The sequence below is a fragment of the Rosenbergiella australiborealis genome (assembly GCF_018494035.1).
Taxonomy (GTDB): domain Bacteria; phylum Pseudomonadota; class Gammaproteobacteria; order Enterobacterales; family Enterobacteriaceae; genus Rosenbergiella; species Rosenbergiella australiborealis.
Genome location: NZ_JABBFO010000006.1, coordinates 34,444 through 60,481, shown reverse-complemented (window position 1 = coordinate 60,481; position 26,038 = coordinate 34,444). Strand labels below are relative to the sequence as shown.

The following is a 26,038-nucleotide window of genomic DNA, read 5'->3' as shown; positions in this document are numbered from 1 at the left end:
AATGATATTGGGTAGTTTATAAACAATTTCCCCGTAGTATAAAGACATCACCACGGCTTTGATACGTCAAAATCACTCATCTATCTTGGGAGGTCGGAAAATGTTTAACCAAGGATGGCAAATAGGACTGCATATTAATACTGTCCACGTCAGTATTGTTGCGATCACATACCAGACTAATAAGTGGTCCCTGCAAGGGTTTTGGGTATTCCCATTAACAGAACCGGTATTCACCTCTACAGGCTCTTTGATGAATACTGAAGAACTTCATACGATTTTATTAAAAATTCGTACTCATTTTCCTTACCGATATTCACTGCGAGTGAGCTATCCAGCACAGTGTGTTTTACATCGCACTTTATCTTTACCGACAGCGATGCTTAATGGTCTGCTTTTAGAGCGTTTTGTCAGGCTTTCAATTGAGAGACTTTTTACCCATCTCCATGAACTCACCTGGGATTATCGTGCCGGATCAGACAAATCGAATGAAATTATTGTGACGGTGACCCGACATAAAATACTCAATGAGTATTGTGCTTTATTTAAACGTGTTGGATTAGTGCTTGATGTCGTCGAACTTGCATCAACCTCTCTTTATCCTTTAGTCCACCCTCTCAGGAATTGTGGCCTTATCGTTGAAGAGACTGAGTCTTGGTTATGGGCGGTATATCACAACCATCATTATTATCACGGGCAACTGTTGAAAGATGAACTTTACGAACCCGCGGCAGTAATAAAAAAAATCAAACATGAGTGTGACCAATTTTACTGCGTTACTCAAAATAGTAATGTTGATTGGGGTGATAGTAAGCCATTTTCTATCTCTTTACCCTCAATGAGCGATTCACTTTGCGCATTGTCATCTCGGAGTGAGTCAGTGGTCGCTCTAGGACTTGCCTTACGACAAGATGACCAATTATGAGCAAAGTGAATTTACTCAATTGGCGGCGCAAGAAACTCATTCAGCGTACGCGACGGGTAATTGTTGCAGGTATCTTATTAATTGGCTTATTAGGTATATCGACTTATATAACCTTTTTATATCACCAGACTCAGATTGGTGATTTACGAATGACGAATGCTCTTTCTCAAGAACTGGCTAAGACGCTGGTACAACGAATACACCAGCAGCAATCACTTTTAGAACAGATCGATTTTCAAAACGTAGAAAGAAAGCGCATTGAACAAGTTCAGCACGAACTCGCCACCTACAGTTTTTTTTTCAATGGTTAACTGACAACCTATCCGAGCATACTTGGTTGACGACCATGACGTTGAGTCAATCTCGTTGGGTAATTACGGGTTATTGTTTAACTTTAGCAGAGATAAAACAATTGACTCAACAGTTAGAAATGTTGGAGCAGGTGAGTGAATTTAGGATCAATGAGCTGACACGAAGTGAAGAATACTATCAATTTAAGATCAGTTTTTTACTAATAGCGTCAACTGAGGAATATACGGATTAATGAAAAATACTGTATGGGAAAAAATTATTTACCTCCCCATTCGTACCCAGTGGATGGCAATGCTCGGTATCGTTTTTATCACAGGTATTTTTTTAACGGCCCACTTTTTAATTCCGATTCATCGCGAAAGAGATGAACAAGACCTAGAGTTACAAACTTCATTGATAAACATAGAGCAGCGACTGAGCGAATACCAACAAAAGGGCGCTTACTCCTTACTGGTTCAACGGCGGGTTCCTATAGAGCAAGCAGAGAGTTTATCTGCATTGGTTTTATCCTACGGTATCTTTATTTCGAGTTGGCAAGATCGTCACGAACAACAGAATGTGAAGTTATTACTGAGTTGGCCTGAATTCCAAATATTTTGGCAGCAATTAGCGGATTTAAAATATCGTTGGCTACCTCTCTATCTTCAGCTTTCAGCACAGGATGATGCAATACTGATCAACGTTATCTATGAAAAAGCAAAAAATTCTACTCAGGGTACTCGTCATAGTGATGATTAGTGGAAATGTACAAGCCGCAAAGAAAGATCCTTTTCAGCCTGTTGATTTGCCGCGGTGCAGTATTTTAAATCGGGGATTAGAAGAATGGCAGTTAAAAGGGGCATTACTCAGTGGGTCTGGCCGTGAAGCTATCATCTCTCATCCTCTGTTAGGGACAAAAAAGGTGGCGGTAGGTATGCAGTTACCGAATAGTAGTGGCCAGGTTATTCAAATTGAGCTGAACCAGATTCAACTCGCTGTACTGCCTCCTTGTCCTCAGAGAATAGTCTTTCTATATTTTGAAGGAGGTTCTTAGTGCCAATATGTCGTATTAATTGTTTATACTTTCTACTTATTATTATGAGTTTTTCTGTGGTGGCAAACACAAAAATCTCGATAAATGTTGAAAATACGCCTGCTGCACATATTTTTTCATTATTAGCCTCCGTAAAGAATATTAACTTAGTTGTAGACCCCGCTATCGACCAATCACTCACACTGCATTTAGTGGATGTGGAGTGGCAGGATGCGTTAGATATCGTGAAATATTTAACAAATGTTGACGTTTTTGAGCAAGGAAATATCCTTGTTTTCCGTCCTTTACCAGCGAGTCATCGGCAAGAAGAAAGTGAAACATTCTCTGCTTCAGCGAAGAAAGCAAAAATTATGCAGAGAGTCTTTCCCCTTCGTTATATTGAGGCAGCTGTATTGGAAAAGCAGTTAATGGCTCTACCATTAGGCGGATTGGGAGGGAGAGGTAAGCTGTTTGTTGACCACGATCAACAGCAGATTATTATCTGGGATGAAGAAGAATCCTTGCAAAGTATAGCAGAATGGATCTTGGTGCATGATCAGCCCCAACCCCAAATTGAAATCATGGCGCAGATGATTTCAATTAGCCAAGATAATTTACGTGAATTGGGTGTGTCGTGGTTCAATGAAATGTCTGGAACAACGGATACGACAACGATAAGACATCAGTTTACGACGTCTTTGGCGTTTAGCGCGCCTTCGCTGCATGTTAAAACCGCAATTGCGCGTATTGATAGCCAACTGTTATTTCTTGAGCTTACCGCTTTAGAGCAAGAGAATCAGTTAGATATTATTGCTAGTCCTCATTTAGTCACTTCTCAGGGACGTACCGCATCGATTAAGCAGGGAACTGAAATTCCTTATCAAACCGTAAGTGGAAAAAATGATAATCCTGTAATCAGTTTTAAAGAGGCAGTGTTAGGGATGGAAGTCACGCCGGAACGCGTGGGGCGAGAGCATATTCGTTTACGGTTAAGGCTTAATCAAGATGTACCGGGTAAAATCTTACAAGGAGAGGGAAAAGGGCCTCCATCAATAGACAAACAGGAAATCATGACTGAAGTGTTGGTGGCCAATGGTTCGACTGTAGCGTTAGGAGGCATTTTCCAACAGCAACAGCATCAAGGGCTAGCAACAGTACCTGGGTTAGGAAGGCTTCCTGTATTGGGTACACTTTTTCAAAAAAAGACACAGCAACATCAAAAAAGAGAATTGGTTATTTTCATTACTCCACGTCTTTTGCCTACGGAAAATACACCGTAAATTCTGCGAAGATTAAGGTTCACCGTTGACGTAAAGCGCTAATTAGCATAAAAGGTTATCAATTTTTAGGAACCTTAAGCACTGAGTTTAAGAAATCATCACTCAACCCGTCTAGATATAGTAGTATAAGAGTGACTGACAGTGGCTTTTCGCTAGAAGAATCGGTGAAAGGTTACTGATAAATCATTTAATTGGTTGCCAAATGGTCTTGAGTGTTGAGATAATTTTTCACATGACTCTTGTTACATGCTTATGAGGTCTCAGTTTCTGTCCCGTTGTCTATAGTGGCTCTGGGGTATCATCAACGAATTCTTAGTAGTACCGATAAAAATGGCAGAGAAACGTAATATCTTTCTGGTTGGGCCTATGGGTGCCGGCAAAAGCACTATTGGTCGTCAGTTAGCTCAACAACTCAATATGGAATTTTATGATTCCGATCAGGAAATTGAGCGACGCACCGGGGCCGATGTGGGTTGGGTCTTCGATGTAGAAGGCGAAGAAGGCTTCCGGGATCGTGAAGAAAAAATCATCAACGAATTGACAGAGAAGCAAGGCATCGTTCTCGCGACGGGCGGTGGTTCAGTAAAGTCTCGTGAAACACGAAACCGTTTATCGGCTCGTGGGGTGGTTGTTTATTTAGAGACGACTATCGAGAAACAGCTGGCTCGGACACAACGTGATAAGCGTCGTCCTTTGCTACAAGTTGATTCCCCTCCTCGAGGTGTTCTGGAAGATCTCGCTGGTGAACGTAATCCTCTTTATGAAGAGATTGCTGATGTCACCATCCGTACTGACGAGCAAAGCGCAAAAGTCGTTGCTAATCAGATCATCCATATGTTGGAAAATAATTAAGTCGCTACACCGCAGTCAACTCAGTTGAGGGTCAGTACTATGATGCAGAAGATGATGGTTTCACTTGGCGAACGCAGCTATCCCATAACGATTGCCGCAGGTTTATTCAGTGACTCTGCATCTTACTGGCCATTAACTGCCGGTCAATCAGTCATGATTGTTACCAATGAAACGATTGCACCGCTCTATCTACATTCTGTTATAGAGCAGCTTTTTACGTTAGGAATCCAGGCCGACTCCGTTATCTTACCGGATGGTGAGCAGTACAAGTCGTTAACGATACTCGATAAAGTATTTACCGCATTATTGGAAAAACCACACGGCCGTGACACAACACTCATCGCATTAGGCGGTGGAGTCATTGGTGACATGACAGGGTTTGCAGCAGCTAGCTACCAGCGTGGTGTGCGTTTTATACAAATGCCTACCACGCTGTTATCTCAAGTTGATTCATCGGTAGGTGGAAAAACGGCAGTTAATCATCCCTTAGGGAAAAATATGATTGGTGCCTTTTACCAACCGACATCAGTCGTAATAGATCTTGATTGCTTAGCGACTCTACCAGCTCGTGAGTTATCCTCAGGGTTGGCTGAAGTGATTAAATACGGTGTAATCCTCGACCAGGTGTTTTTTGAATGGTTGGAGCAGAACATTGATGCGCTTCGACGTTTAGATAAGAAAGCACTTGCTTACTGTATCAAACGTTGTTGTGAACTGAAGGCTGAGATTGTTGCAGCAGATGAACGAGAACAGGGTCAACGTGCTCTGTTAAATCTTGGACATACTTTTGGTCACGCGATTGAAGCACATATGGGCTATGGTAATTGGTTACATGGTGAAGCAGTTGCCGCAGGCATGGTAATGGCTGCTCGTACTGCAGAACAACTCGGGACATTCAGTTCCTCATTAACAGAACGGCTAATCGCCCTATTACTGCGTGCTGGATTACCGGTCAAAGGACCGCATCAGATGTCTGCAGAAGACTACTTACCGCATATGATGCGAGATAAGAAAGTGTTATCGGGAGAGCTACGCTTAGTCTTACCTACCGATTTAGGTCAGGCCGAGGTGCGTTCTGGAGTGGGACATGATACTGTTTTAGCTGCCATAACTAAGTGTTAGCTAAGGTAAGACAACAACTAATAATGTCAGCGGGGCCACAGTCGTGGTGCTTAGCCGAATACGTATGAGGTGGATCAATGGATGACTTTCAACCGGAAGACGAATTAAAACCTGACACGAGTGATCGTCCTGCTCCTCGTGGAAAAAAACCTGTTTCGTCCTCTAAATTACCGATTTCTAAGCAGCACATTATGATTGCTGTTGGAATTTTGGTATTGCTGTTATTGGTGTTGGGTATTGGATCGGCGATGAACGGCCCCTCTAAATCTACGCCAGAAGCAAGTGGACAGGGAAGTGAGAGAAACATCGATCTTTCTACGAATTCTTCAACAGACAATGCGTCAAATACGGCAACAGCCCAGCAATCTGCTGCAACGCCTTCGCAAACCGATGCACCTGCACCTCCCTCAGCGGAAGCGACTTCAGTACCAACAAGCAGTACAGTGGATACTAATGCTGCTGCCTCTGCGACGACGAATACGCCGTCAACTGATCAAACTGCGGCGATTACTTTACCTGTTGGTGCCGCGACACTTGACCGTAGCGCTAAATTGGGTAGTCAGCCACAGGTGACTCAACAATTTGCTGCTACAGCACCGACACCGCCCGTACATCGTGTGCCGAGCGAACAACGCTTACGGCCGAAAGCACCGGTAACACATGCTGAACCTCGTGAACCCGTTCATCGCTCTGAAGGGCGTTATACAGTTCCAGAACATCATGAAATCGTCTCGCATCGTCCACCTGAAAGCGAAAATACCGTAGCGAAAAAAGCGGTTGCTCCTAAGCCACCGGTAAGAAAGGCTGAAAGGGAGGCTGTTGCTACAACATCACACCCTACTAAAGCCTTACCTGCACCAGTGGTTTCGCAGGAGGTCTCTTCCGGGAAGGGTTATACCTTGCAGCTTAGCGCTGCAAGCCGGGAAGATACGTTGAATGCTTGGGCTAAACAGCAAAATCTTTCGAGCTACCATGTCTACAAGACATCTCGTGATGGTCAAGCGTGGTATGTCCTAACGACCGGTAGTTATCAAACACCTGCTGAAGCAAAAAGTGCTATCTCATCGTTACCTGAAGCAGTAAAAGCTAAGGGACCTTGGGTTAAGCCAATGAGTCAAGTTCGTAAAGAATCCGCTCAGTGATCTCTACAGGGCTGCGCTATGCAGCCCTCTATTTAAGCGCCAATCTGTTGTCCGGATAACCGCAACATCTCATAATTAATCTTTGATACGACAACATGAAGAAACATCGCGCTTTTTTAAAGTGGGCTGGAGGCAAGTATCTCCTTTTAGAAGATATCCAACGCCATCTACCAGAAGGCGACTGCTTGGTCGAACCTTTTGTAGGGGCCGGATCTGTATTTCTCAATAGTGATTATAAAAAGTACTACCTCGCGGATATCAACAGTGATTTGATCAATCTCTATAACATTGTCAAACATCGTAGTAGTCAATTTATCGCCGATGCTCGCGGCTATTTCACTCCTGAGATGAACAATGCAGACAGCTATTATCTGCATCGTAATTTATTTAATGAGAGTGACGATCCTTACTATCGGGCATTACTCTTTCTCTATCTCAATCGCCACGGTTACAACGGTTTGTGTCGTTATAATTTACGTGGGCAATTTAACGTTCCTTTTGGGCGCTATGTCAGGCCATATTTTCCACAAGCAGAGCTGGAATGGTTTGCTGAACGTGCACAGCAAGCGACTTTTATGTGTGAATCCTATGTGCAAACTCTTTCTCGAGTAAGGCGTGGCTCGGTTGTCTATTGCGATCCCCCTTATGCACCGCTCTCTGCGACAGCAAATTTTACGGCTTATCACACGAATAGCTTTACGGCTAAAGAACAGAGACTTTTAGCAGAATTAGCCCATAAACTGGCACAAAAAAAAGAGGTACCTGTGCTAATCTCGAATCACGATACAGAACTGACTCGAAAATGGTATCAAGACGCTACACTTCATATTGTGACGGCAAGGCGTTCTATTAGTCGTAGCGCTAATGGTCGCACTAAGGTCGACGAACTGTTGGCACTGTATACTTAATCCGCTGGGGAGATTCGCCCCCCTGTGGAGACCGAAAATCATACTCTCGGAGAATTGCATGAAAGATTATTTAATTGCGCCATCCATTTTATCCGCCGACTTTGCTCGATTAGGTGAAGATACGGCTAAGGCCATTGCAGCCGGGGGGGATGTTGTTCACTTTGATGTAATGGATAACCATTATGTTCCTAACCTAACGATGGGACCAATGGTCTTAAAAGCGCTCCGAGATTATGGGATTACTGCCCCGATTGATGTTCACTTGATGGTAAAACCAGTTGATGCTCTGATTCCCCAATTTGCAAAAGCAGGCGCGAGCTTTATTACATTTCACCCTGAAGCCAGCGAACATGTGGATCGCACTGTACAACTGATCAAGGAACATGGCTGTAAAGCAGGCTTAGTTTTTAACCCTGCTACGCCACTTTCTTACCTCGACTATATGCTTGATAAAATTGATATTGTACTACTCATGTCAGTAAACCCCGGATTTGGCGGACAAAGTTTTATCCCCTCTACCTTGAACAAACTCCGTGAAGTCCGTAAGCGTATCGATCAAAGTGGGTATGATGTTCGATTAGAAATTGATGGTGGTGTAAAGGTCGAGAATATTGCAGAGATCGCTGCGGCAGGTGCTGATATGTTTGTCGCTGGCTCCGCGATTTTTAACCAGCCAGATTATCGCACTGTTATCGCTGAAATGCGTTGTGAAGTGGAGAAAGCCAATGGCTCCTTTCACTGATATCCGTGGTATTGCCTTTGATTTAGATGGAACATTAGTCGATAGTGCACCAGGGCTATCTAGAGCTATTGACTTAATGCTGGAAGATTTGCAACTGCCTGTCGCTGGCTTAGAAAATGTCACTCGCTGGATAGGTAATGGGGCCGATATTATGGTTAATCGGGCCTTGACTTGGGCACTCGGTACAAGCCCTGATGAAAGCCAAGTAGCCCAGGCGCGTAGCTGTTTTGACCATCATTATCTGCATACAGCAGAATCGGGAAGCCAACTTTTCAGCCATGTTCTTGAGGTACTTGAAGTACTGTCTTCAAAAGAGATACCTTTAGCTATAGTGACTAATAAGCCGACACCTTTTGTACGTCCTCTATTAGAAAGTCTGAATATCGATCACTTTTTTAGCTTAATTATTGGCGGCGATGATGTTCCGATTAAAAAGCCTCATCCCGCTGCAATTTTTATGGTACTTGGTCAGTTTGGGCTATTAACGGAACAACTACTTTTTGTCGGTGACTCTCGTAACGATATTCAAGCCGCAAAATCCGCGGGAGTGCGATCCGTCGGACTCTCCTACGGTTATAATTATGGCGAACCGATTGAAGATAGTCACCCAGACCAAGTCATCCATCAATTTGATCACCTTCTCTCCCTGATTGGGAAGTAATGTCCAGGATAAGAAATAATGACAAGACCAATAGTCTTTAGTGGTGCGCAGCCCTCCGGAGAGCTGTCAATCGGTAACTATATGGGCGCGTTGCGCCAATGGGTACAAATGCAGGATGACTACCATTGCATTTATTGTATTGTTGATCAGCATGCGATTACGGTACGACAAGACCCGGCAGCATTACGAAAAGCGACACTCGACACTTTAGCACTTTATCTCGCTTGTGGTATTGATCCTGAAAAATCAACGATCTTTGTTCAATCTCATGTTCCGGAGCATGCTCAATTATCGTGGGTGCTTAACTGTTATACCTATTTCGGTGAATTGAGCCGGATGACGCAGTTTAAAGACAAGTCATCTCGATATGCTGAAAATATCAATGCAGGTCTTTTTGATTATCCCGTTCTGATGGCCGCAGATATTTTACTTTATCAAACTCAGCAAGTACCCGTTGGTGAAGATCAAAAGCAGCATCTTGAGTTAAGTCGTGATATCGCACAGCGTTTCAATGCGATTTATGGCGATATTTTCAAAGTCCCAGAACCTTTTATCCCTAAATCGGGTGCGCGGGTTATGTCACTGCTTGAACCAACGAAAAAAATGTCTAAATCGGATGATAATCGTAACAACGTCATTGGATTACTTGAAGAACCGAAAGCGGTTGTAAAAAAGATAAAACGTGCCGTGACTGATTCTGATGAGCCACCTGTAGTCCGTTATGACGTTAAAAATAAACCGGGTGTATCCAACCTCCTCGATATTCTTTCTGGCGTAACAGGGCAGCCGATTGCGGAATTAGAGCGTACATTCGAGGGGCAGATGTATGGCCATCTGAAAGGTGCAGTGGCTGATGCGGTATCGGGAATGTTGACTGAATTACAGCAGCGTTATCATCATTTCCGTAATAACGAACAGCTTCTTAATCAAATAATGAAAGATGGGGCAGAGAAAGCGAGCGCTCAGGCAAAACAAACGCTCGACAAGGTGTACGAAGCCATAGGTTTTGTTGCCCGTCCGTAAGAGAGAAGCGTTAGTTCGATAAAGGCGGTAGAATTCTTCTACCGCCTTTTTTATTAATTATTAACGTGATTTATACGGTGTTTACTGACAAATCCAAGCAATAAACAACAGATAAATACAGCGATATAAAGGCTATTTGAGGTCATTAAGGCTGCATGAGGTCCACCGTTGTTGACAATCGGGGCCGTGACGACAAAGGTTAACATTGTGCCAATAGTACCGCAGGTTAGAATAAAGTTGACTAGCTTTGGCGATGCGACTTTAGTCTGTTGGGAGCCTAAAGTAATAATTGTGGTGTAAATGGCGCTGGAAAAGAAACCCAGTGCTGCAATGATTAGGTGTAGGGTATTAGGGTCTGCTGCATGGTTAAACCAGTACATCAGTACAGATGCTAGCGCCGTGAGTAACACCAGCAGCTTTTGAGAATCAATGAAGCGTAATACTACGCTAAAGACCCACATGCCTATCATATAGGCAGTCCAAAAATTACCGACTAATTGTCCTGCACGACCTAACTCAAAACCCAGCACTTTGGTTGCATAATCGGGTACCCATGCAATAAAACCTAATTGTCCTAGAATGTAACACAAGGCGGCAATGGCAAGCAAAAACACACCCGGCCCCCATTTCTCTTTTGTTTCACGCTGTTGTTGACCCGTTTTTGCTAAGGTTGGGAACTGTGTGAAAAGCGTGATAATAAAGATGGCGACATAAATCAGCCCAATCGCACAATAGACTAAATACCAAGGCAGATGACGAGACAATACTGCGGCGGCAATGATTGGAAAAATGGTACCCGCCATACTAAAAAAAGAATCGGTAAAAAGGAGTCTTGCGCCGCGTTGACGGCCTTCATACAGATGGGTGATAAGAAAAGTACCGATCGACATGGTAATACCACTGACAATACCAAGGACAAACATACACGCTGAAAATAGAGCAATGGAGTGACCCAGAATTAACCCGGCAATTGCCACTAACATTAGAATAAAGCCGAAAATTAATTGTTTTTTGAGCGGTACTAACTCCATTAGCCACGCATTGAGAAAAATGGCTATCAAAATACCTGTGTTTAAAAAAGTAAAGGTGTTGCTCATACTGGCTACTGGAACGTCGAAATAGTGAGCGATGTTGTCCATTACCATACCGGTCACAATGACCAGTGCGCCAGTCAGAGCATAGGAGAGAAAACTTATCCAGGTGAGCCCGGTTCTTTTTATTTGCATCATCATTTAATACCTGTCAAAGGAATAGTCCGAAGAGTGAAGCGCAAGATTGTAATGCCATTACCAATGTTTATAAATAATGATGCTTATATTGAGCTATATATTTAACTAATAACTGTATTTATTGAGAAAAAGCTGAGATTTCTTCTATTACAAAGGATAAACCAGTCAGTAACTATGTGTAGTAAGTGATAACTCCTTACTATTACAATAGTGTTCATTTTACCCCAGCAGCGAAGAGCGACTAATTATGATTAAAAAATCACTGGTAACCGTATTAACACTGTTTTCATTGGCGGCAACGGTACATTCAGCCGTCGCGGATACTCATGTCTTGATGACAACTTCCGAAGGAAACATCGAATTAGCGTTAAATGATGCAAAAGCGCCGGTAACGGTTAAAAACTTCCTCCAATATGTAAATAACGGTTTCTATAACAATACGATCTTCCACCGAGTTATTCCGAATTTTATGATTCAAGGTGGCGGATTTACGGCCGATATGCAGCAAAAATCGACGCAATCCCCGATTAAGAATGAAGCAGACAATGGGTTACGTAATACACGTGGAACTATTGCGATGGCCCGTACCGCCGATAAAGACAGTGCTACTAGCCAATTTTTCATTAATGTTGCCGACAATGCCTTTCTTGATCATGGGCAAAGAGATTTTGGCTACGCAGTTTTTGGTAAAGTGATCAAAGGTCTTGATGTCGCAGAAAAAATTTCTCAGGTTGAAACAACTAATAATGGGCCTTATCAAAACGTACCGGCAAAACCGGTTACGATTCTTTCTGTAAAAGTCCTGCCTTGATGATCCATCCAAGCACGTCTAATGTCGTGCTTGGATCTTTGCTTAAATAAAATTTTCTAGGTAAGCAATTTTATGCTGTTAATCATAGATAACTATGACTCTTTCACTTGGAATTTGTATCAGTATTTCTGCCAATGCGGGATAGAAGTCAAAGTGGTTCGTAATGATGCCATTTCTCTTCAAGAGATTGAGGCACTTAATATCAGCCATCTAGTTATCTCACCTGGCCCCTGTACCCCCAATGAAGCGGGTATTTCGCTTTCTGCGATTCAATATTTTTCTGGAAAAATCCCGATACTTGGTGTGTGTCTAGGCCATCAGGCTATTGCTCAGGCATTTGGCGGAAAGGTTATCCGTGCCCATCAAGTCATGCATGGTAAAACATCGAAGGTTTATCACACCGGCAAAGGGATCTTCACACAGCTACCGAATCCATTGACTGTGACGCGTTATCACTCTCTCGTTGTGGAGCCCCAGACGCTTCCGCAAGAACTGGAGGTTATCGCATGGGTTGAAGAGGGAAATGAGATGCCCACGATAATGGGGCTTCGTCATCGATATCTTCCAATACAAAGTGTGCAGTTTCATCCAGAGAGTATTCTTAGTGAAAGCGGTTTGGCATTGCTAAATAATTTTATCATTAAGCGGTGATTGATTTTATATGCATTATAAATGTATGTTTATTCTAAATGTAGCCATTGCTAAGGACCTAAGATGTCGATAACAGAGACCAACGTTACTCGTGAGCTTTTCGATAAGGTTATTTTACCTATTTATGCACCCGCACAGTTCGTTCCAGTAAGAGGGAAAGGGAGCCGAGTCTGGGATCAAGAAGGTAAAGAATATATCGATTTCGCCGGGGGGATTGCGGTCACGGCATTAGGTCATTGCCATCCTGTACTGGTGGAAACACTGCACAAACAGAGCGAGAAACTGTGGCATGTTAGCAATATTTTTACTAACGAGCCTGCATTGCGTCTAGCCAAGAAACTGACAGAGGCAACCTTTGCTGACCGAGTTTTCTTTGCTAACTCTGGGGCCGAAGCGAATGAGGCGGCCTTTAAGCTTGCTCGATACTACGCTACAAATACGATTAGCCCTTATAAAACAAAAATTATCGCTTTTCATCATGCTTTTCACGGTAGAACATTTTTCACTGTAACAGTGGGTGGGCAACCCAAATACTCTGATGGCTTTGGTCCTAAACCTGCCGATATCATCCATGTTCCCTTTAATGATCTTGATGCGGTCAAGGCGGTTATTGATGACCATACTTGTGCGATTGTGGTCGAACCTATTCAAGGTGAAGGGGGGGTTATGCCAGCCACAGAAGCATTCCTACGAGGCCTTCGAGAGCTTTGTGATGAATACCAAGCCTTATTGGTTTATGACGAAGTGCAAACAGGGATGGGGCGTACCGGTAAGTTATTCGCTTATCAACATTTAGATATTGTGCCTGATATTTTGACTACGGCGAAAGCATTAGGGGGTGGGTTCCCAATCAGTGCTATGTTGACAACAGAGACGATTGCGAAAGCCATGAAGCCGGGTACCCACGGTACAACTTATGGCGGTAACCCATTAGCCTGTTCTGTGGCGGAAGCCGCCATCGATATCATCAATAATGATCAGCTTTTACAGGGCGTTGAACAACGGCACCAATGGATTGTACAGAAGCTAGAGGCTCTTAACGCACGCCATCATATTTTTACCTGCATTCGTGGTAAAGGGCTGCTTATTGGGGCGCAATTAGCACCTGAGTATAGCCATCGGATACGTGAATTTATTCAAGTTGCTGCAGAGCATGGTGTTATGTTGCTATCAGCCGGAGTCGATGTTCTTCGTTTTGCGCCTTCATTACTTATTTCCCAGGATGATATTGAACAAGGCATGGATAACTTACAGCAAGCCTTTGCTCAAGTCATTGGTGAATAGTAAATGCTGAGCAGTGCAAACTGCTCAGGATTTTTTTGGGTGACGTAAAAACCATGCCCCATGTTTAGGCCGCTGAGTCCAGATGATCGAGGAAATCGTCCTCATTGATTTTACATGGACTAAAATTCGCTCAATATGCCGTTCTACGATAGTGCTTGGGCCTTTACCAAAATGAGCGGTTTCGTCCATAACATGTGTGGAGTGATAGTGCTCCTGATCGTTGGCGTACAGCAAGCGTTGTTGGCATTGTTGCAATGCTATCTCACAGGCTTGCAAATAACGCTCGGCGAGGGTTGGTGTGAGCATGGTATGTTCACGAGCCAAAGCCGTGAGTTCGTTAATGTGTTCAACAATATATTGACTGTGGCTTACCCACAAATGCATCTCTTCTAAATACTCATCGTTAAATTTTGGTTCTTGCATCGCCTGGTTCAGGGCATTAAAGAGAGCATTATGTTTCTGATTGGCATCAACCCGAGCAGCCTCAAACACCTCATCTTTTTGCTCCGGGCCGAGTAGAACTTGTAGGGCTTGTTGATAAGCCGTCAGAACATCAATCGTATTATCCCTCAGTAAAGCACTTTGCCATTGGGGCCATAGCCATAATGTACCTGCAAAGGCTATTAGGCAGCCGATTAATGTATCCAATAATCGCGGAAGTAAAAATTCATGTCCATTTAACGAAAGGAGTTGTAGCGAGTAGACCGCAGTGACGGTGAAGCCAATCGTTGCCCATCCATAATATTGTCGATTAAATAAATTACTGAAAAAGGTAATAAGCAGCATAATGATCAATATCCATGATTCAGGGACATGTAGATTGAGCGTGGTCGCCGCAATAATTAATCCAGCAAAGGTTCCTAAGGCTCGGTGTTGTATCCGTACACGTGTTGCGCTGTAGTTATTTTGACTGACAAAAACAATAGTCATCAAAATCCAATAGGGTTTGGGGACGTTGAGTGCCAGACCGATCACTCCCCCACACATCAACATAATTGAAAAACGAGCCGCTGAACGTAACGCCGTAGATTTTAACGATAAATAGCTTTTTAGCGCTGGCAGTAGAGGTAATCGTCGTTGCCGATCACGCATCAAATCACGCTGATATAGGGGTTTCTCATTTTGCAAAACCCGAGCAATCCGCGTGAAATGGTAGAAGCAAAATTGAGGCACAGGATTTTGTGGAAATTGGTGTGCGAGTTTTTCAAGTGCGGAAATTTGCTTACTCATTGAAAAGGGTCTGACAAATTGATGGTATAAAATATCGTCAGCCAAACGGTGAAGCTGTGAGGCAACAGTATTCGCATTCCAGTTCAAGATTTCTTCACAAAAACTATCGTGACAAAGTTTCTTTATTTCCTCAGGCTGGTTCAAACTCACTGTAATATGCTCTTGAATATCTTGCGCCATCAAAAAGTAACGAATTAAAAAACGGTCATTACGATTTCTTGCTGTGGGCAGCATATGTAACTGCTGATAACACTGGGTGATCAAGTCAATCACCTTCTGCTGGCGTTTTAGAAGATCCTGTAAGCTATCAGGTGACTGAGTCGCGCTAAAAATATGTCGGTATTTATGCTCACAATAACGCCCCAGTTCTCGATATAGCAGGCTCAGTGTTTCCCGAAGCTGCTGTGCCTGAGAAAATTTAAACCATACCCAATTGAAAACCCCATACCAGACTGTTCCACCCAGATAGAGTAATGGTGGTCCCCATAATGGCATCCGGCCGGCTAAACTAATGGACAACACTGCTGCGACTAGCGATGCAGGTAAAAGGCGACCATGTAATGGGCTAATTTCACCAGTCACACCAATAATTAAGGGTAAGGCGAATAAGAATAGCGGTAGGGGATATTGTTGTTGTAGAGACCAAAGCACTGAAAAACTACTGCATGCGAAAAGTAGTCCCCCCACGACTAAGCGCTTAAAAAAACGTTTATGAGGGGTATCCAGTCCTGCGAGATTACAACAAGATGGAACCAATGAAAAAAGGAGACCTGAATGGAGATCACCCAATAGCCAACCTAGCGCAATAGGTAAACAGAGGACCAACGTTTGGCGGAAAGCATAATTCACTTCAGGGTGATAAATCAGTCGACGTAGCATTAACACTGCAGCTTTTTTGATGAGTTATGAGGCAATGATATCAAGGCAAGGGAGAACCCTTGCCTCTCACGCTGATTAGCGAGTACCGTACACGACAATAGTTTTACCGTGTGCGGAAATCAAGTTTTGATCTTCTAACATTTTGAGAATGCGGCCTACTGTCTCACGTGAGCAGCCGACGATCTGTCCGATCTCCTGACGTGTGATTTTAATCTGCATTCCGTCCGGGTGAGTCATAGCGTCAGGTTGATGAGCTAGATGCAGCAAAGTTTGTGCAATACGTCCGGTGACGTCCAAAAAAGCAAGATTTCCGACCTTTTCAGACGTTACTTGTAAGCGTCTTGCCATCTGTGCAGACAGACGAATGAGAATTTCAGGGTTAACTTGAATCAGTTGGCGAAATTTCTTATAAGAAATTTCTGCGACTTCACAGGCTGATTTTGCTCTCACCCAAGCACTGCGCTCTTGTCCTTCTTCAAATAGGCCAAGCTCACCAATAAAATCGCCCTGATTAAGGTAAGACAGGATCATCTCTTTGCCTTCTTCATCTTTAATCAGTACCGCGACAGATCCTTTTACAATGTAGTAAAGGGTTTCTGCTTTTTCCCCTTGATGAATCAAGGTACTTTTTGACGGATACTTGTGAATATGGCAATGGGAGAGGAACCATTCTAATGTAGGGTCTGTTTGTGGTTTACCGAGAACCATTCTCTTCTATCCTCTATTGTAATCGAACCTGGAAAACCAGGGTAAGTAGCTTTTCGCCACTCATATGAAAGCATCAAGTGCCATTTCTTTTTTTATTAAGTGATAAATCTACCTTAGCGTATTGCGAGGTATTTTATCTTGGGATTAATGAAAAACTAATCCTTAACCTGTTTTTAGCACAGGTTAAGGCCACTGTCTTGTATTGTATTAAATCAAATGAGTGGTTTACGAATTAACACGCCTAAGAGTATTTTAGACAATAAATTCTGAAATGGGAGTCATGCTGATGGAAGCGAAAGTAAAATGGGTGGAAGGATTAAAATTTGTTGCCGAATCTGCATCTGGGCATCAAATAGTGATGGATGGTAATCGCGGCGAAAGTGGACCGAGTCCAATGGAAATGGTACTGATGTCGGCAGGGACATGCAGTGCGATTGATGTCGTCTCGATCTTAGAAAAAGGACGCCATGAGGTAAAAGGCTGTGAAGTGATACTTACCTCCACGCGACGAGAGGAAGCTCCACGTCTGTTCACTCACATCAATCTACATTTTGTCGTGACGGGTACCACATTAACTGACAAAGCGGTTGAACGAGCTGTCTCCCTATCAGCAGAGAAATATTGCTCGGTTGCTTTAATGTTGGGTAAAGTTGTTGAGATTACGCACAGTCACGAAATACACACCGCGTAATTCCTTAGGATGTGGCTGATACGATATGCTGTCGCTTTTCAGCCAATTTTCTGATCACTGGTGTTAAAATCAGTTCCATCGCCAAGCCCATTTTACCGCCTGGTACGACCAGCGTATTCATCGCGGAGATAAATGAACCTTGGATCATTGCGAGTAAATAAGGATAGTTTATCTCTTCCACCCCTCGTAGATGGATAACCACTAAACTCTCGTCCATCGATGGGATAGCGTTTGCAGCGAAAGGGTTCGAGGTATCAACCATTGGTACTCGCTGGAAATTAATATGTGTACGAGAAAACTGCGGTGTAATGTAGTTAACGTAATCTTCCATCGAGCGGATCACAGAATCCATTACAGCTTCCCGAGAATGGCTACGTTCTTGCATATCTCGGACTAATTTCTGGATCCATTCTAGATTCACAATGGGGACAACGCCGACTAATAAATCGACGAGATCTGCCACATTATGCTCTTCGGTCACTACCGCACCATGAAGCCCTTCGTAGAATAATACATCAGTGAGGTCGGGAAGCTGCTGCCAAGGGGTAAAGGTACCAGGCACCTGCTTCCAAGGCACGGCTTCATCGTAAGTGTGAAGATATTTACGAGAGCGTCCGGTTCCACATTCTGAATATTCTTTGAAAGTCTGCTCTAGGAGCGCAAAGTCATTAGCATCTGGTCCGAAATAGCTGATATGTTTGCCTAAATCTCTGGCTTTACGAATGGCAATATCCATTTCTGGTCGTGTATAGCGATGGTAGCTATCCCCTTCAACTTCGGCTGCATGGATGCCTAGCTGCTGAAAAATTTTACGAAAAGCTAGGCTAGTAGAAGTTGTTCCTGCGCCGCTTGAACCTGTCACAGCAATAATAGGATGTTTGGCTGACATAATTGACTCCTTAGCCGATAAGGGACAGTGATTCTTATAACATCGCTATTTAGCGAATATCACGTGCGGGGCGTAAGCTGACCGATTCATGTAATTCTGACCAAACGATAACAACGTCGCCGGTATGCAACTGTTTCGTCACATCGGCCACTTTTTCGGTAAGTGTACGCTCTTGTTCACCATAATCGGTACCTTCCTGCAATACGAAAGACTCAATTAAATTTTGTAACGTTTCATCAGGCAGTTCTTGCCAAGGAATGATCATCATTTAGCCTCTAATTGCGCGGCGAGCCATTGTGGGATACGTTGCTCTAACCACATAACAGGTTTAAAGAGAGTTCCGGTAACAAATCCTACATGGCCACCGTATTCACTCAATTGATAAGTAATTGAGGACGAAAGTTGTTCAGGCTGAGGTATCACATCGTCCGTCATAAACGGATCATCAGCGGCATGAATAATTAATAGAGGCTTAGTGATACTGGCTAACCACGGCATGCCGCTGGCTTGGCGATAGTAATCAAGCGCATCAGAAAAGTGATAAATACGTGAGGTGATTTTATCGTCAAATTCGCGTAATTTTTTTATCTTTTTAAGTTCACCTGGTGCAATAGAAAAGAGATGAGGGTGGGCCTTCAGTTTTCGTCGCAAACTTTTTTTCAAGCGAGTTAAAAGATAATGTTGGTAAAAACGTGAAAATCCATCTTCAATTTTGACACTACAAGGCTCTAACATCAAAGGTGCGGAGACAATCACTCCTGCGTCAAGCAAACATTCATTACCTTGGCTACCCATGAGACAAGCCAGCATATTTCCACCCAATGAAAAACCTGTAGCAGATGTCCAACCAGGACCAAGCTTTTCTTTCATCCAACGAAGAAAGTAACTAGCATCTTCAATATCAGCGGAATGATAACTTTGTGGTAAGCGATTCGGCTCACCGCTACACCCACGATAATGCATTACAACTCCAAGCCAACCTTCCCGCTGAAAAGAGGCAAGAAGGCCATGTGCATAGGGACTTTTAACACTTCCTTCCAAGCCATGAAAAATAACTGCACGGGGCTTATGTTTCGCGAGCATGGGATCTTCGCTCCATGCAAGATCGACAAAGTCCCCGTCGGGAAGCTCAAGGCGTTGCCAGACAGGTTTAATCCGAACTATACGGCGTAAGATTCTGGGTAAAAGAGTCTGAATATGTGCATTTCTCAAGCAACGAATAGGCGTGAAATCTTCATCGCTATTATGACAATTATTCAGGTTCTCAGGGCTTGTCTGATCCATAACTCACTGTATAGTTTCAAAGGTTAATCTGGATAATGGTAACTTTATGGAACTCAGTCTCTTTCTCTCATTATTTGGCTTTTTATGGGTGGCTGCAATTACCCCGGGCCCCAATAATATGCTACTTACGACCTCAGGGGCCAATTTTGGTTTCATGAGCACTATACCATTGATGCTGGGCATTATGTTTGGTATGCAGATTATGTTACTACTCATTGCCTTTGGCGTAGGTAATCTGATTATCCTTTATCCTGCATTACATCTGTTGTTAAAAATTGCGGGAAGTGCCTATTTACTTTGGCTTGCTTGGAAAATTACGACGGCAGCCTACGAATCCCTTGAGGTAGATAACCATCAGGAAAAAAGTTTACCGTTATGGCAAGGTGCGCTGTTACAGCTCGTTAATCCCAAAGCTTGGTTGATGTCGCTTGGCGCCGTTGCTAGCTTTAGTCTCGAAGGACAGGCTTATATTACCTCGATTGCCTACATTAGTTTAGCCATGTTTTTAGTCAACCTTCTTGCTGGTTGCGTATGGTTGGCATTCGGGACCGTTATTGGTCGGTGGTTACATAGCCCACGTGCCTGGCGTCAGTTTAACCTTTTTATGGGGTTATTAACGGCAGTGAGTGTGGGACTGATCTGGATATAAACCAACAAACTCGCTCACAGAGCGAGTTTAGTTTACTCAGCTAATAAAACTTCGAGTGCTTCTTGTGCTGCCAACCAAGCCTGTTCTACGTCTTCTAGTTGCGATTGTATCAATGTCCGATGTTGCAATATCTCAGTGAGTTCTGCTTTACGGCTATTATCGTAGAGACCCGCATCCGCCAATTTTTCTTCGTCAGTGGCCAATGCTTGTTGATAGTCGCTCATCTTTTTTTCAAGTTTTTCAATTTCTTTACGTAATGGTTGTGTTTTTGTCCGCAGTTCGGCATCACGTCTTTTTTGATCTTTGCGCGCTTGAGCGCTCTGACTATTATCACGCGACGTATCATCTTTATGAGTGGTCGTTGCTTCTTTTTGCTGATCGGCTAACCATTGCTGATAATCATCAAGGTCACCGGCAAACATCTCGACGCGACCGCCATGAACGAGATAGAAGTCATCGGTTGTCGCACGCAGTAAGTGGCGATCATGCGATACCACTACTAATGCACCCTCAAAATCAATAAGCGCCTCGGTAAGCGCTTGACGCATATCTAAGTCAAGATGGTTAGTCGGTTCATCAAGTAATAAGAGGTTAGGGCGTTCCCAAACAATTAATGCTAAGACGAGCCGCGCTTTTTCCCCCCCAGAAAACTGGGCCGTTGCTGCTTTGACTTGATCCCCTTGAAAACCAAATCCACCTAGATAGTCACGTAGGTGTTGTTCAAGTTCTTTAGGGGCTTGGCGTTGCAAATGCTGTAATGGTGATTCTTCCGCGCGTAGATATTCAAGCTGATGCTGTGCAAAGTAGCCGAGTTTGATCCCTTTTGCGAGGGTAACTGTTCCTGACTGCGGCGCCAGTTCTTCTGATAGGAGTTTAATTAATGTTGATTTACCAGCACCATTTTTTCCCAACAGACCGATACGAGAACCGGGGACTAAGTTAAGCTTAATCGAATCTAAAATGACCTTATCCCCATAACCTGCGGTTACTTTTTCCATGGTTAGTAAGGGAGAAGGGAGAGATTCCGGCGCACGGAAATGGAAAGTAAAAGGGTTATCGACGTGGGCAGGTGCAATCATTTCCATACGCTCTAGCATTTTTAAGCGGCTTTGCGCCTGTTTTGCTTTTGTCGCTTTAGCGCGGAAACGGTCGATATAATGTTGTAAATGTGCGACTTTAGTTTGTTGGCTTTGATACAACGATTGTTGTTGGGCGAGTTTGGTCGCACGCTGGCGCTCAAAATCGCTGTAATTGCCGGTATAATCCATCAATTTATCTTGATCAATATGTAAGATTTTACCAACAGTTGGGTCAAGAAAATCCCGGTCATGGGAAATTAATATAAGTGTGCCAGTATAGCTTTTTAGCCATTTTTCTAGCCAAATTACGGCGTCGAGATCTAAGTGGTTGGTCGGTTCATCAAGCAATAATAGGTCGGAACGACAAATAAGCGCCTGTGCTAAATTTAGACGCATTCTCCATCCGCCGGAAAAATCTTTGACCGGTGACTGCAGTTGAGTATGCGAAAACCCTAGTCCATAAAGTAGACTTGCGGCCCGTGCATGAATACTCCATGCTTGAATAGCGTCTAACTTACCATGAAGGAGTGCAATTTGGTTACCATCATTAGCATGGTTTGCACTGGCCAACTGTGCCTCTAGACTTCTAAACTCACGGTCGCCATCGATGACATAGTCAATCGCTGAAGTCGCTAGTGCGGGTGTTTCTTGATTAACCCAAGAGAGGGACCAATTTGCTGGGAAACTGACACTACCACTTTCTGCGCTAATCTCTTGTTTAAGTAATGATAAAAGCGTCGACTTACCGCACCCATTTTTTCCGACTAAGCCGACCTTTTGCCCGGGATTAATCGTTGCCGAGGCGTTGTCCAAAAGTACGCGTGTCCCGCGTCGTAATTGTAAAGCAGAGAAGACAATCATAAGCGCCGTAATTGATGGAATATGGTAAATTAGTGGCATAACTAAAGTTACTAACCACACATTATTGTATCGCCGCATGGTAACGGAAAACCATTACTAAGACGATAATTTGGAGGAAGACAATGTCATCTTCACCTAAAATTCTTTTACTTTATGCGCATCCTGAAGCGCAGGAATCGGTTGTAAACAGCAAGCTTCTTAAGGCTGCTCGTCAGGTTGAGCATGTGACCGTGCACGATCTTTATGCTACCTATCCTAACTTTTTTATCGATATTTATCACGAACAGCAGTTATTACGTGAGCACGATATCATTGTGTTTCAATACCCACTCTACACTTATAGTTGTCCTTCATTACTGAAAGAGTGGTTAGATCGTGTTTTATCTCGTGGTTTTGCCTCAGGGATGGGGGAGTCAGCTTTGGAAGGAAAAACGTTACGTTGTGTCGTCACCACAGGTGAGCCAGAAAGTGCTTATCAATCACACGGTTTAAATCGTTATCCGTTAGCGGACATTATGCGCCCTTTTGAATTGGTGGCTCAGACCTGCCATATGCAGTGGATGTCGCCGATGGTCATTTATCATGCGCGGCGTCAACCGTTAGAGGTATTAAAATCGCTCGCTGCGGCCTATTCAGACTGGCTCACTCAGCCTTTACCACAGGAGATTATGGATGGGCGGATCTGATTTATTGACCGCAGGTGTCATTTATTTAGCGGCAGCGGTCGTCGCGGTACCGATCGCTGCACGTTTAGGAATCGGTGCAGTACTGGGTTACCTTTTGGCTGGGATTGCTATCGGCCCTTGGGGGGCTGGATTCATTAGCGATGTCCAAGAGATTTTGCATTTCTCAGAGTTAGGTGTCGTGTTCTTGATGTTTATTATCGGTCTTGAACTGAACCCAGGGAAATTATGGCAACTCAGACGTTCTATTTTTGGTGTTGGTGCCGGGCAAGTCATTTTTTCAAGTCTATTATTGGCGGGACTTCTCTGGGTTACTCAGTTCTCTTGGCAAGCCGCCATTATTGGAGGTATCGGTCTGGCGATGTCTTCAACGGCGATGGCATTGCAACTGATGCAAGAAAAAGGCATGAACCGCAGTGAAGGCGGTCAACTGGGTTTTTCGGTTCTATTATTTCAAGATTTAGCAGTAATACCTGCTTTAGCTTTAGTTCCGTTACTGGCGGGTAATGATTCGGGTCATCCCACGGATTGGATGAAGATAGGCATGAAAGTACTGGCTTTCGCGGGAATGCTAGTCGGTGGGCGTTTCTTACTACGGCCTATTTTTCGTTATATTGCGGCATCAGGGGTTAAGGAGATCTTCACCGCCTCAGCACTGTTACTCGTGATCGGCTCTGCATTATTTATGGATGCCTTAGGTTTATCAATGGCACTAGGAACGTTTATAGCGGGGATTCTATTAGCTGAAAGTGAGTACCGCCACGAGCTTGAAGTTGCCATCGATCCTTTCAAGGCGTTACTGCTAGGATTGTTCTTTATTTCAGTCGGTATGGCACTAAATATTGGGGTGTTGTTCACCCATATTATTGAAGTCCTTATTGCGGTGATAACGCTGGTTGCGATTAAAGCCCTCGTATTGTATTTGCTTGCACGATTATACGGAATGAGAAGCTCAGAGCGCCTTCAGTTCTCCGGGGTATTGAGCCAGGGGGGGGAGTTTGCCTTTGTCCTATTCTCTGCGGCTTCAAGCGCCGGCCTTTTTCATCAAGAACAGCTATCGTTACTCTTAGTCATCGTCACGTTATCAATGATCACCACACCGCTATTAATGAAGTTGATTGATCTTATTTTAGTCAGCCGCTTTAACAACCAGGATGATGAAAACGCAGAAAAGCATTATGTTGAAGATGATGAACCACAGGTCATTTTGGTAGGGTTTGGTCGCTTTGGACAAGTCGTTGGCCGATTATTAATGGCCAATAATATGCGAGTCACAGTCTTAGAGAAAGATATTAGTGTCGTGAGTTTAACCCGTACTTATGGCTACAAAGTGTACTACGGTGATTCAAACGATCTCGAATTGTTACGAGCAGCGGGTGCGGAGCGCGCGCAATCTATTATTGTTACTTGTGACGATCCCTCGGATACGATGGCAACCATAGCACTTTGCCAGCAACATTTTCCCCATTTAAAAATTCTTGCCCGAGCTCGAGGACGAGTTGAAGCCCATGAACTATTGCAAGCGGGTATTACCGATATCACACGCGAGACATTCTTAAGTGCGGTCCAGTTAGCCGGAAAGGCATTAGTCTCGTTGGGGATCCATCCCTATCAGGCTGAGCGAGCGCAACAATATTTTACCCAGCTTGATGAGCAAATGTTGAAGGATCTAATGCCTCATCATGACGAAACCGGTCATGTTTCTCGGGTAAAAGAGGCACGTCGAGAGTTGGAGGATATTTTCCGTAGGGAAATGCAACAAGATAAACAAACATTGGGTCGTTGGGATGCTGCTGATTAGGGCCTTTTCGTGTTCTCGATAGTAAGGATAAATTATGCGTAAACGTTTCATTGCAGGTGCTATATGTCGTAATTGCCAGGCAAAAGACACACTAGCTCTTTGGCGTGAATCAGGGGTGGAAGTTGTTGAATGTGTAAAATGTGGTGACCAAATGCGCGAAGCGGATAAACAAGTCCGGTCTGCGGTACGTAAAGACGAAAAAATAATCGGCGTATTCACCCCGGAATAAGTTTTTTACGCAAATTTCTGGCACGGGTATTGAATTTCGATAGAATCATTCCCACTATAATTGTCTTACAGAAGAACTGATAAAGTTTTTCAACATAGTCAGGGCCTTTCTGGTTGGTATTATTGCAGGCAAAAATAGACCAATGAGACGGGAATACAGCGCTCAACGGTTAGGAGTTATCATGAAAATTGCAAAAGACTTAGTAGTCAGCATCGCTTATCAAGTACGTACTGAAGATGGTGTACTGGTTGACGAAGCACCTGTTACAGCACCGCTAGACTATCTACATGGTCACGGTTCTTTAATTTCAGGCTTAGAAAATGCACTGGATAATCGCGAAGTTGGTGATAAGTTCGACATCAATGTGCCTGCTAACGACGCTTATGGTCAATATGACGAAAACTTAGTTCAACGCGTTCCTAAAGATGTTTTTGTGGGCGTTGACGAACTGCAACCGGGTATGCGTTTCTTAGCCGAAACCGATCAAGGCCCAGTACCGGTTGAAATCACCGAAGTCGGTGATGATCATGTAGTTGTCGACGGCAACCACATGCTAGCGGGGCAAAATTTAAACTTTAATGTTGAAGTTGTGGCGATTCGTGAAGCGACTGAAGAAGAATTAGCACACGGCCATGTGCATGGCGCAGATGGCCATCATCATGATCATGAGCATGAAAATGGTGAAGAAGGTTGTGGTACCGGCGGTTGTGGCTGCCACCACTAAGTTAAGAAGGCTGCATTACGCAGCCTTTTTTTATGATTAGTAGTGGGGGGGTGGCGTTTCTTCGGATTGTGATGCGACCATCGAAGGTGAAACCGTTTGTAATTTACTGATCAACAAACGTAAATGTTCTCGCATTTTTGCCATCTCAAGTTCGTGGCTTATTAGGGTTTGATTTAACTCTTCAAGCGTGTGTTCTTGGTAGGCGGCCTTGGTTTCAAGATCATTAAGCCGTTGAATCAGTGCCTCAATATCCATTATTTGTACTCCACATTTGCAAATACGACAGTTCCGAACAGTATACCGCTCTCAGTTTGAAGAAATCCCTTGGAATCCACTATATTTTCTTTGCACTTGAAAAAAAGGGCTTCGTCCCAATATGA

The 26,038-nt window shown here is 43.8% G+C and carries 30 protein-coding genes; 22 read left to right on the top strand and 8 right to left on the bottom strand.

Features of this window, described 5'->3' with window-relative positions:
* The first annotated feature begins 100 nt into the window (after positions 1-100).
* From HGT73_RS07985 to trpS, 13 genes are all read left to right on the top strand, one after another.
* Complete coding sequence (locus tag HGT73_RS07985; protein WP_214213394.1) at positions 101-922, top strand: type IV pilus biogenesis protein PilM; 822 nt, start codon at positions 101-103, stop codon at positions 920-922.
* Positions 919-1,233 carry a hypothetical protein gene (locus HGT73_RS07980; RefSeq protein ID WP_214213393.1) on the top strand — a complete coding sequence of 105 codons (315 nt, stop codon included), beginning with the start codon at positions 919-921 and terminating at the stop codon, positions 1,231-1,233. The genes HGT73_RS07985 and HGT73_RS07980 overlap by 4 nt, the downstream gene beginning before the upstream one ends.
* 35 nt (positions 1,234-1,268) lie before the next feature.
* Positions 1,269-1,466 carry a hypothetical protein gene (locus HGT73_RS15055; RefSeq protein WP_407073149.1) on the top strand — a complete coding sequence of 66 codons (198 nt, stop codon included), beginning with the start codon at positions 1,269-1,271 and terminating at the stop codon, positions 1,464-1,466.
* Complete coding sequence (locus tag HGT73_RS07970) at positions 1,466-1,972, top strand: hypothetical protein (protein ID WP_214213389.1); 507 nt, start codon at positions 1,466-1,468, stop codon at positions 1,970-1,972. Before HGT73_RS15055 ends, HGT73_RS07970 begins: the two co-directional genes overlap by 1 nt.
* Positions 1,965-2,267 carry a hypothetical protein gene (locus HGT73_RS07965; protein ID WP_214213387.1) on the top strand — a complete coding sequence of 101 codons (303 nt, stop codon included), beginning with the start codon at positions 1,965-1,967 and terminating at the stop codon, positions 2,265-2,267. The genes HGT73_RS07970 and HGT73_RS07965 overlap by 8 nt, the downstream gene beginning before the upstream one ends.
* A 59-nt stretch (positions 2,268-2,326) precedes the next feature.
* The gene (gene pilQ, locus HGT73_RS07960) at positions 2,327-3,526 is read left to right on the top strand and encodes a type IV pilus secretin PilQ (RefSeq protein ID WP_214213385.1); all 1,200 of its coding nucleotides are present in this window, start codon (positions 2,327-2,329) and stop codon (positions 3,524-3,526) included.
* A 330-nt stretch (positions 3,527-3,856) separates the two neighbouring features.
* A complete protein-coding gene (aroK, locus tag HGT73_RS07955; protein ID WP_214213383.1) occupies positions 3,857-4,378 on the top strand; it encodes a shikimate kinase AroK in 522 nt (173 codons plus the stop codon).
* 42 nt (positions 4,379-4,420) lie between these two features.
* The gene (gene aroB, locus HGT73_RS07950; RefSeq protein WP_214213692.1) at positions 4,421-5,500 is read left to right on the top strand and encodes a 3-dehydroquinate synthase; all 1,080 of its coding nucleotides are present in this window, start codon (positions 4,421-4,423) and stop codon (positions 5,498-5,500) included.
* A gap of 77 nt (positions 5,501-5,577) precedes the next feature.
* Positions 5,578-6,642 carry an SPOR domain-containing protein gene (locus tag HGT73_RS07945; RefSeq protein ID WP_214213381.1) on the top strand — a complete coding sequence of 355 codons (1,065 nt, stop codon included), beginning with the start codon at positions 5,578-5,580 and terminating at the stop codon, positions 6,640-6,642.
* Between the two features lie 95 nt (positions 6,643-6,737).
* On the top strand, positions 6,738-7,550 hold the full coding sequence (gene dam / locus HGT73_RS07940; protein WP_214213379.1) for an adenine-specific DNA-methyltransferase: 813 nt from the start codon (positions 6,738-6,740) through the stop codon (positions 7,548-7,550).
* A 58-nt stretch (positions 7,551-7,608) separates the two neighbouring features.
* Entirely contained in the window at positions 7,609-8,292 is a 684-nt protein-coding gene (gene rpe / locus HGT73_RS07935; RefSeq protein WP_214213377.1) for a ribulose-phosphate 3-epimerase, read from the top strand.
* The gene (locus tag HGT73_RS07930; protein ID WP_214213374.1) at positions 8,276-8,953 is read left to right on the top strand and encodes a phosphoglycolate phosphatase; all 678 of its coding nucleotides are present in this window, start codon (positions 8,276-8,278) and stop codon (positions 8,951-8,953) included. The genes rpe and HGT73_RS07930 overlap by 17 nt, the downstream gene beginning before the upstream one ends.
* Before the next feature lie 18 nt (positions 8,954-8,971).
* Positions 8,972-9,976, top strand: coding sequence for a tryptophan--tRNA ligase (gene trpS / locus HGT73_RS07925; protein ID WP_214213372.1), 1,005 nt, complete (start codon positions 8,972-8,974; stop codon positions 9,974-9,976).
* 53 nt (positions 9,977-10,029) lie between these two features.
* On the opposite strand, the gene tsgA is transcribed toward trpS, so the two are convergent.
* Positions 10,030-11,205 (bottom strand): MFS transporter TsgA, encoded by a 1,176-nt coding sequence (gene tsgA, locus HGT73_RS07920; RefSeq protein WP_214213690.1) that lies wholly within the window; start codon positions 11,203-11,205, stop codon positions 10,030-10,032.
* 247 nt (positions 11,206-11,452) lie between these two features.
* Here tsgA and ppiA point away from each other — a divergent pair, with 247 nt between their 5' ends.
* The 3 genes from ppiA to HGT73_RS07905 all read left to right on the top strand — a co-directional run bounded on the left by ppiA (position 11,453) and on the right by HGT73_RS07905 (position 13,951).
* Positions 11,453-12,016 (top strand): peptidylprolyl isomerase A, encoded by a 564-nt coding sequence (gene ppiA / locus HGT73_RS07915; protein ID WP_214213370.1) that lies wholly within the window; start codon positions 11,453-11,455, stop codon positions 12,014-12,016.
* Between the two features lie 72 nt (positions 12,017-12,088).
* Positions 12,089-12,667 carry an anthranilate synthase component II gene (locus tag HGT73_RS07910; RefSeq protein WP_214213368.1) on the top strand — a complete coding sequence of 193 codons (579 nt, stop codon included), beginning with the start codon at positions 12,089-12,091 and terminating at the stop codon, positions 12,665-12,667.
* Positions 12,668-12,730: 63 nt separating this feature from the next.
* Positions 12,731-13,951: an aspartate aminotransferase family protein gene (locus HGT73_RS07905; protein ID WP_214213366.1), complete on the top strand. Its 1,221-nt coding sequence runs from the start codon at positions 12,731-12,733 to the stop codon at positions 13,949-13,951.
* A 24-nt stretch (positions 13,952-13,975) separates the two neighbouring features.
* Here HGT73_RS07905 and HGT73_RS07900 read toward each other — a convergent pair whose 3' ends face one another.
* Together HGT73_RS07900 and crp are read right to left on the bottom strand one after the other, a co-directional pair.
* Entirely contained in the window at positions 13,976-16,060 is a 2,085-nt protein-coding gene (locus HGT73_RS07900) for a YccS/YhfK family putative transporter (RefSeq protein WP_214213364.1), read from the bottom strand.
* 75 nt (positions 16,061-16,135) lie between these two features.
* Complete coding sequence (gene crp / locus HGT73_RS07895) at positions 16,136-16,768, bottom strand: cAMP-activated global transcriptional regulator CRP (RefSeq protein WP_048912889.1); 633 nt, start codon at positions 16,766-16,768, stop codon at positions 16,136-16,138.
* A gap of 286 nt (positions 16,769-17,054) precedes the next feature.
* Here crp and HGT73_RS07890 point away from each other — a divergent pair, with 286 nt between their 5' ends.
* Positions 17,055-17,459 (top strand): OsmC family protein, encoded by a 405-nt coding sequence (locus HGT73_RS07890; RefSeq protein ID WP_214213362.1) that lies wholly within the window; start codon positions 17,055-17,057, stop codon positions 17,457-17,459.
* Positions 17,460-17,463: 4 nt separating this feature from the next.
* Here HGT73_RS07890 and HGT73_RS07885 read toward each other — a convergent pair whose 3' ends face one another.
* Genes HGT73_RS07885 through HGT73_RS07875 form a run of 3 tightly spaced genes read right to left on the bottom strand, consistent with a single transcriptional unit; the run spans position 17,464 to position 19,632 of the window.
* The gene (locus HGT73_RS07885; RefSeq protein ID WP_214213360.1) at positions 17,464-18,348 is read right to left on the bottom strand and encodes a phosphoribulokinase; all 885 of its coding nucleotides are present in this window, start codon (positions 18,346-18,348) and stop codon (positions 17,464-17,466) included.
* A gap of 49 nt (positions 18,349-18,397) precedes the next feature.
* Complete coding sequence (locus HGT73_RS07880) at positions 18,398-18,613, bottom strand: YheU family protein (RefSeq protein ID WP_214213688.1); 216 nt, start codon at positions 18,611-18,613, stop codon at positions 18,398-18,400.
* Positions 18,613-19,632 (bottom strand): hydrolase, encoded by a 1,020-nt coding sequence (locus HGT73_RS07875; protein WP_214213358.1) that lies wholly within the window; start codon positions 19,630-19,632, stop codon positions 18,613-18,615. The genes HGT73_RS07880 and HGT73_RS07875 overlap by 1 nt, the downstream gene beginning before the upstream one ends.
* A gap of 46 nt (positions 19,633-19,678) precedes the next feature.
* On the opposite strand from HGT73_RS07875, the gene HGT73_RS07870 reads away from it, so the two are divergent.
* Entirely contained in the window at positions 19,679-20,281 is a 603-nt protein-coding gene (locus HGT73_RS07870) for a LysE family translocator (protein ID WP_214213356.1), read from the top strand.
* 32 nt (positions 20,282-20,313) lie between these two features.
* Here HGT73_RS07870 and HGT73_RS07865 read toward each other — a convergent pair whose 3' ends face one another.
* Positions 20,314-22,221 carry an ABC transporter ATP-binding protein gene (locus HGT73_RS07865; protein ID WP_214213686.1) on the bottom strand — a complete coding sequence of 636 codons (1,908 nt, stop codon included), beginning with the start codon at positions 22,219-22,221 and terminating at the stop codon, positions 20,314-20,316.
* 122 nt (positions 22,222-22,343) lie between these two features.
* Between HGT73_RS07865 and kefG the strand changes: the two genes are divergently transcribed.
* The 4 genes from kefG (at position 22,344) to slyD (ending at position 25,658) form a co-directional block, all read left to right on the top strand.
* Positions 22,344-22,907, top strand: a complete 564-nt coding sequence (gene kefG, locus HGT73_RS07860) for a glutathione-regulated potassium-efflux system ancillary protein KefG (RefSeq protein WP_214213354.1) — start codon at positions 22,344-22,346, stop codon at positions 22,905-22,907.
* Positions 22,894-24,705, top strand: a complete 1,812-nt coding sequence (kefB, locus tag HGT73_RS07855) for a glutathione-regulated potassium-efflux system protein KefB (RefSeq protein WP_214213352.1) — start codon at positions 22,894-22,896, stop codon at positions 24,703-24,705. Before kefG ends, kefB begins: the two co-directional genes overlap by 14 nt.
* A gap of 34 nt (positions 24,706-24,739) precedes the next feature.
* Positions 24,740-24,934, top strand: coding sequence for a YheV family putative zinc ribbon protein (locus HGT73_RS07850; protein WP_214213350.1), 195 nt, complete (start codon positions 24,740-24,742; stop codon positions 24,932-24,934).
* 181 nt (positions 24,935-25,115) lie between these two features.
* Positions 25,116-25,658, top strand: a complete 543-nt coding sequence (gene slyD / locus HGT73_RS07845; protein WP_214213348.1) for a peptidylprolyl isomerase — start codon at positions 25,116-25,118, stop codon at positions 25,656-25,658.
* 36 nt (positions 25,659-25,694) lie between these two features.
* On the opposite strand, the gene HGT73_RS07840 is transcribed toward slyD, so the two are convergent.
* Positions 25,695-25,913 (bottom strand): SlyX family protein, encoded by a 219-nt coding sequence (locus tag HGT73_RS07840; RefSeq protein ID WP_214213346.1) that lies wholly within the window; start codon positions 25,911-25,913, stop codon positions 25,695-25,697.
* Positions 25,914-26,038 lie beyond the last annotated feature (125 nt).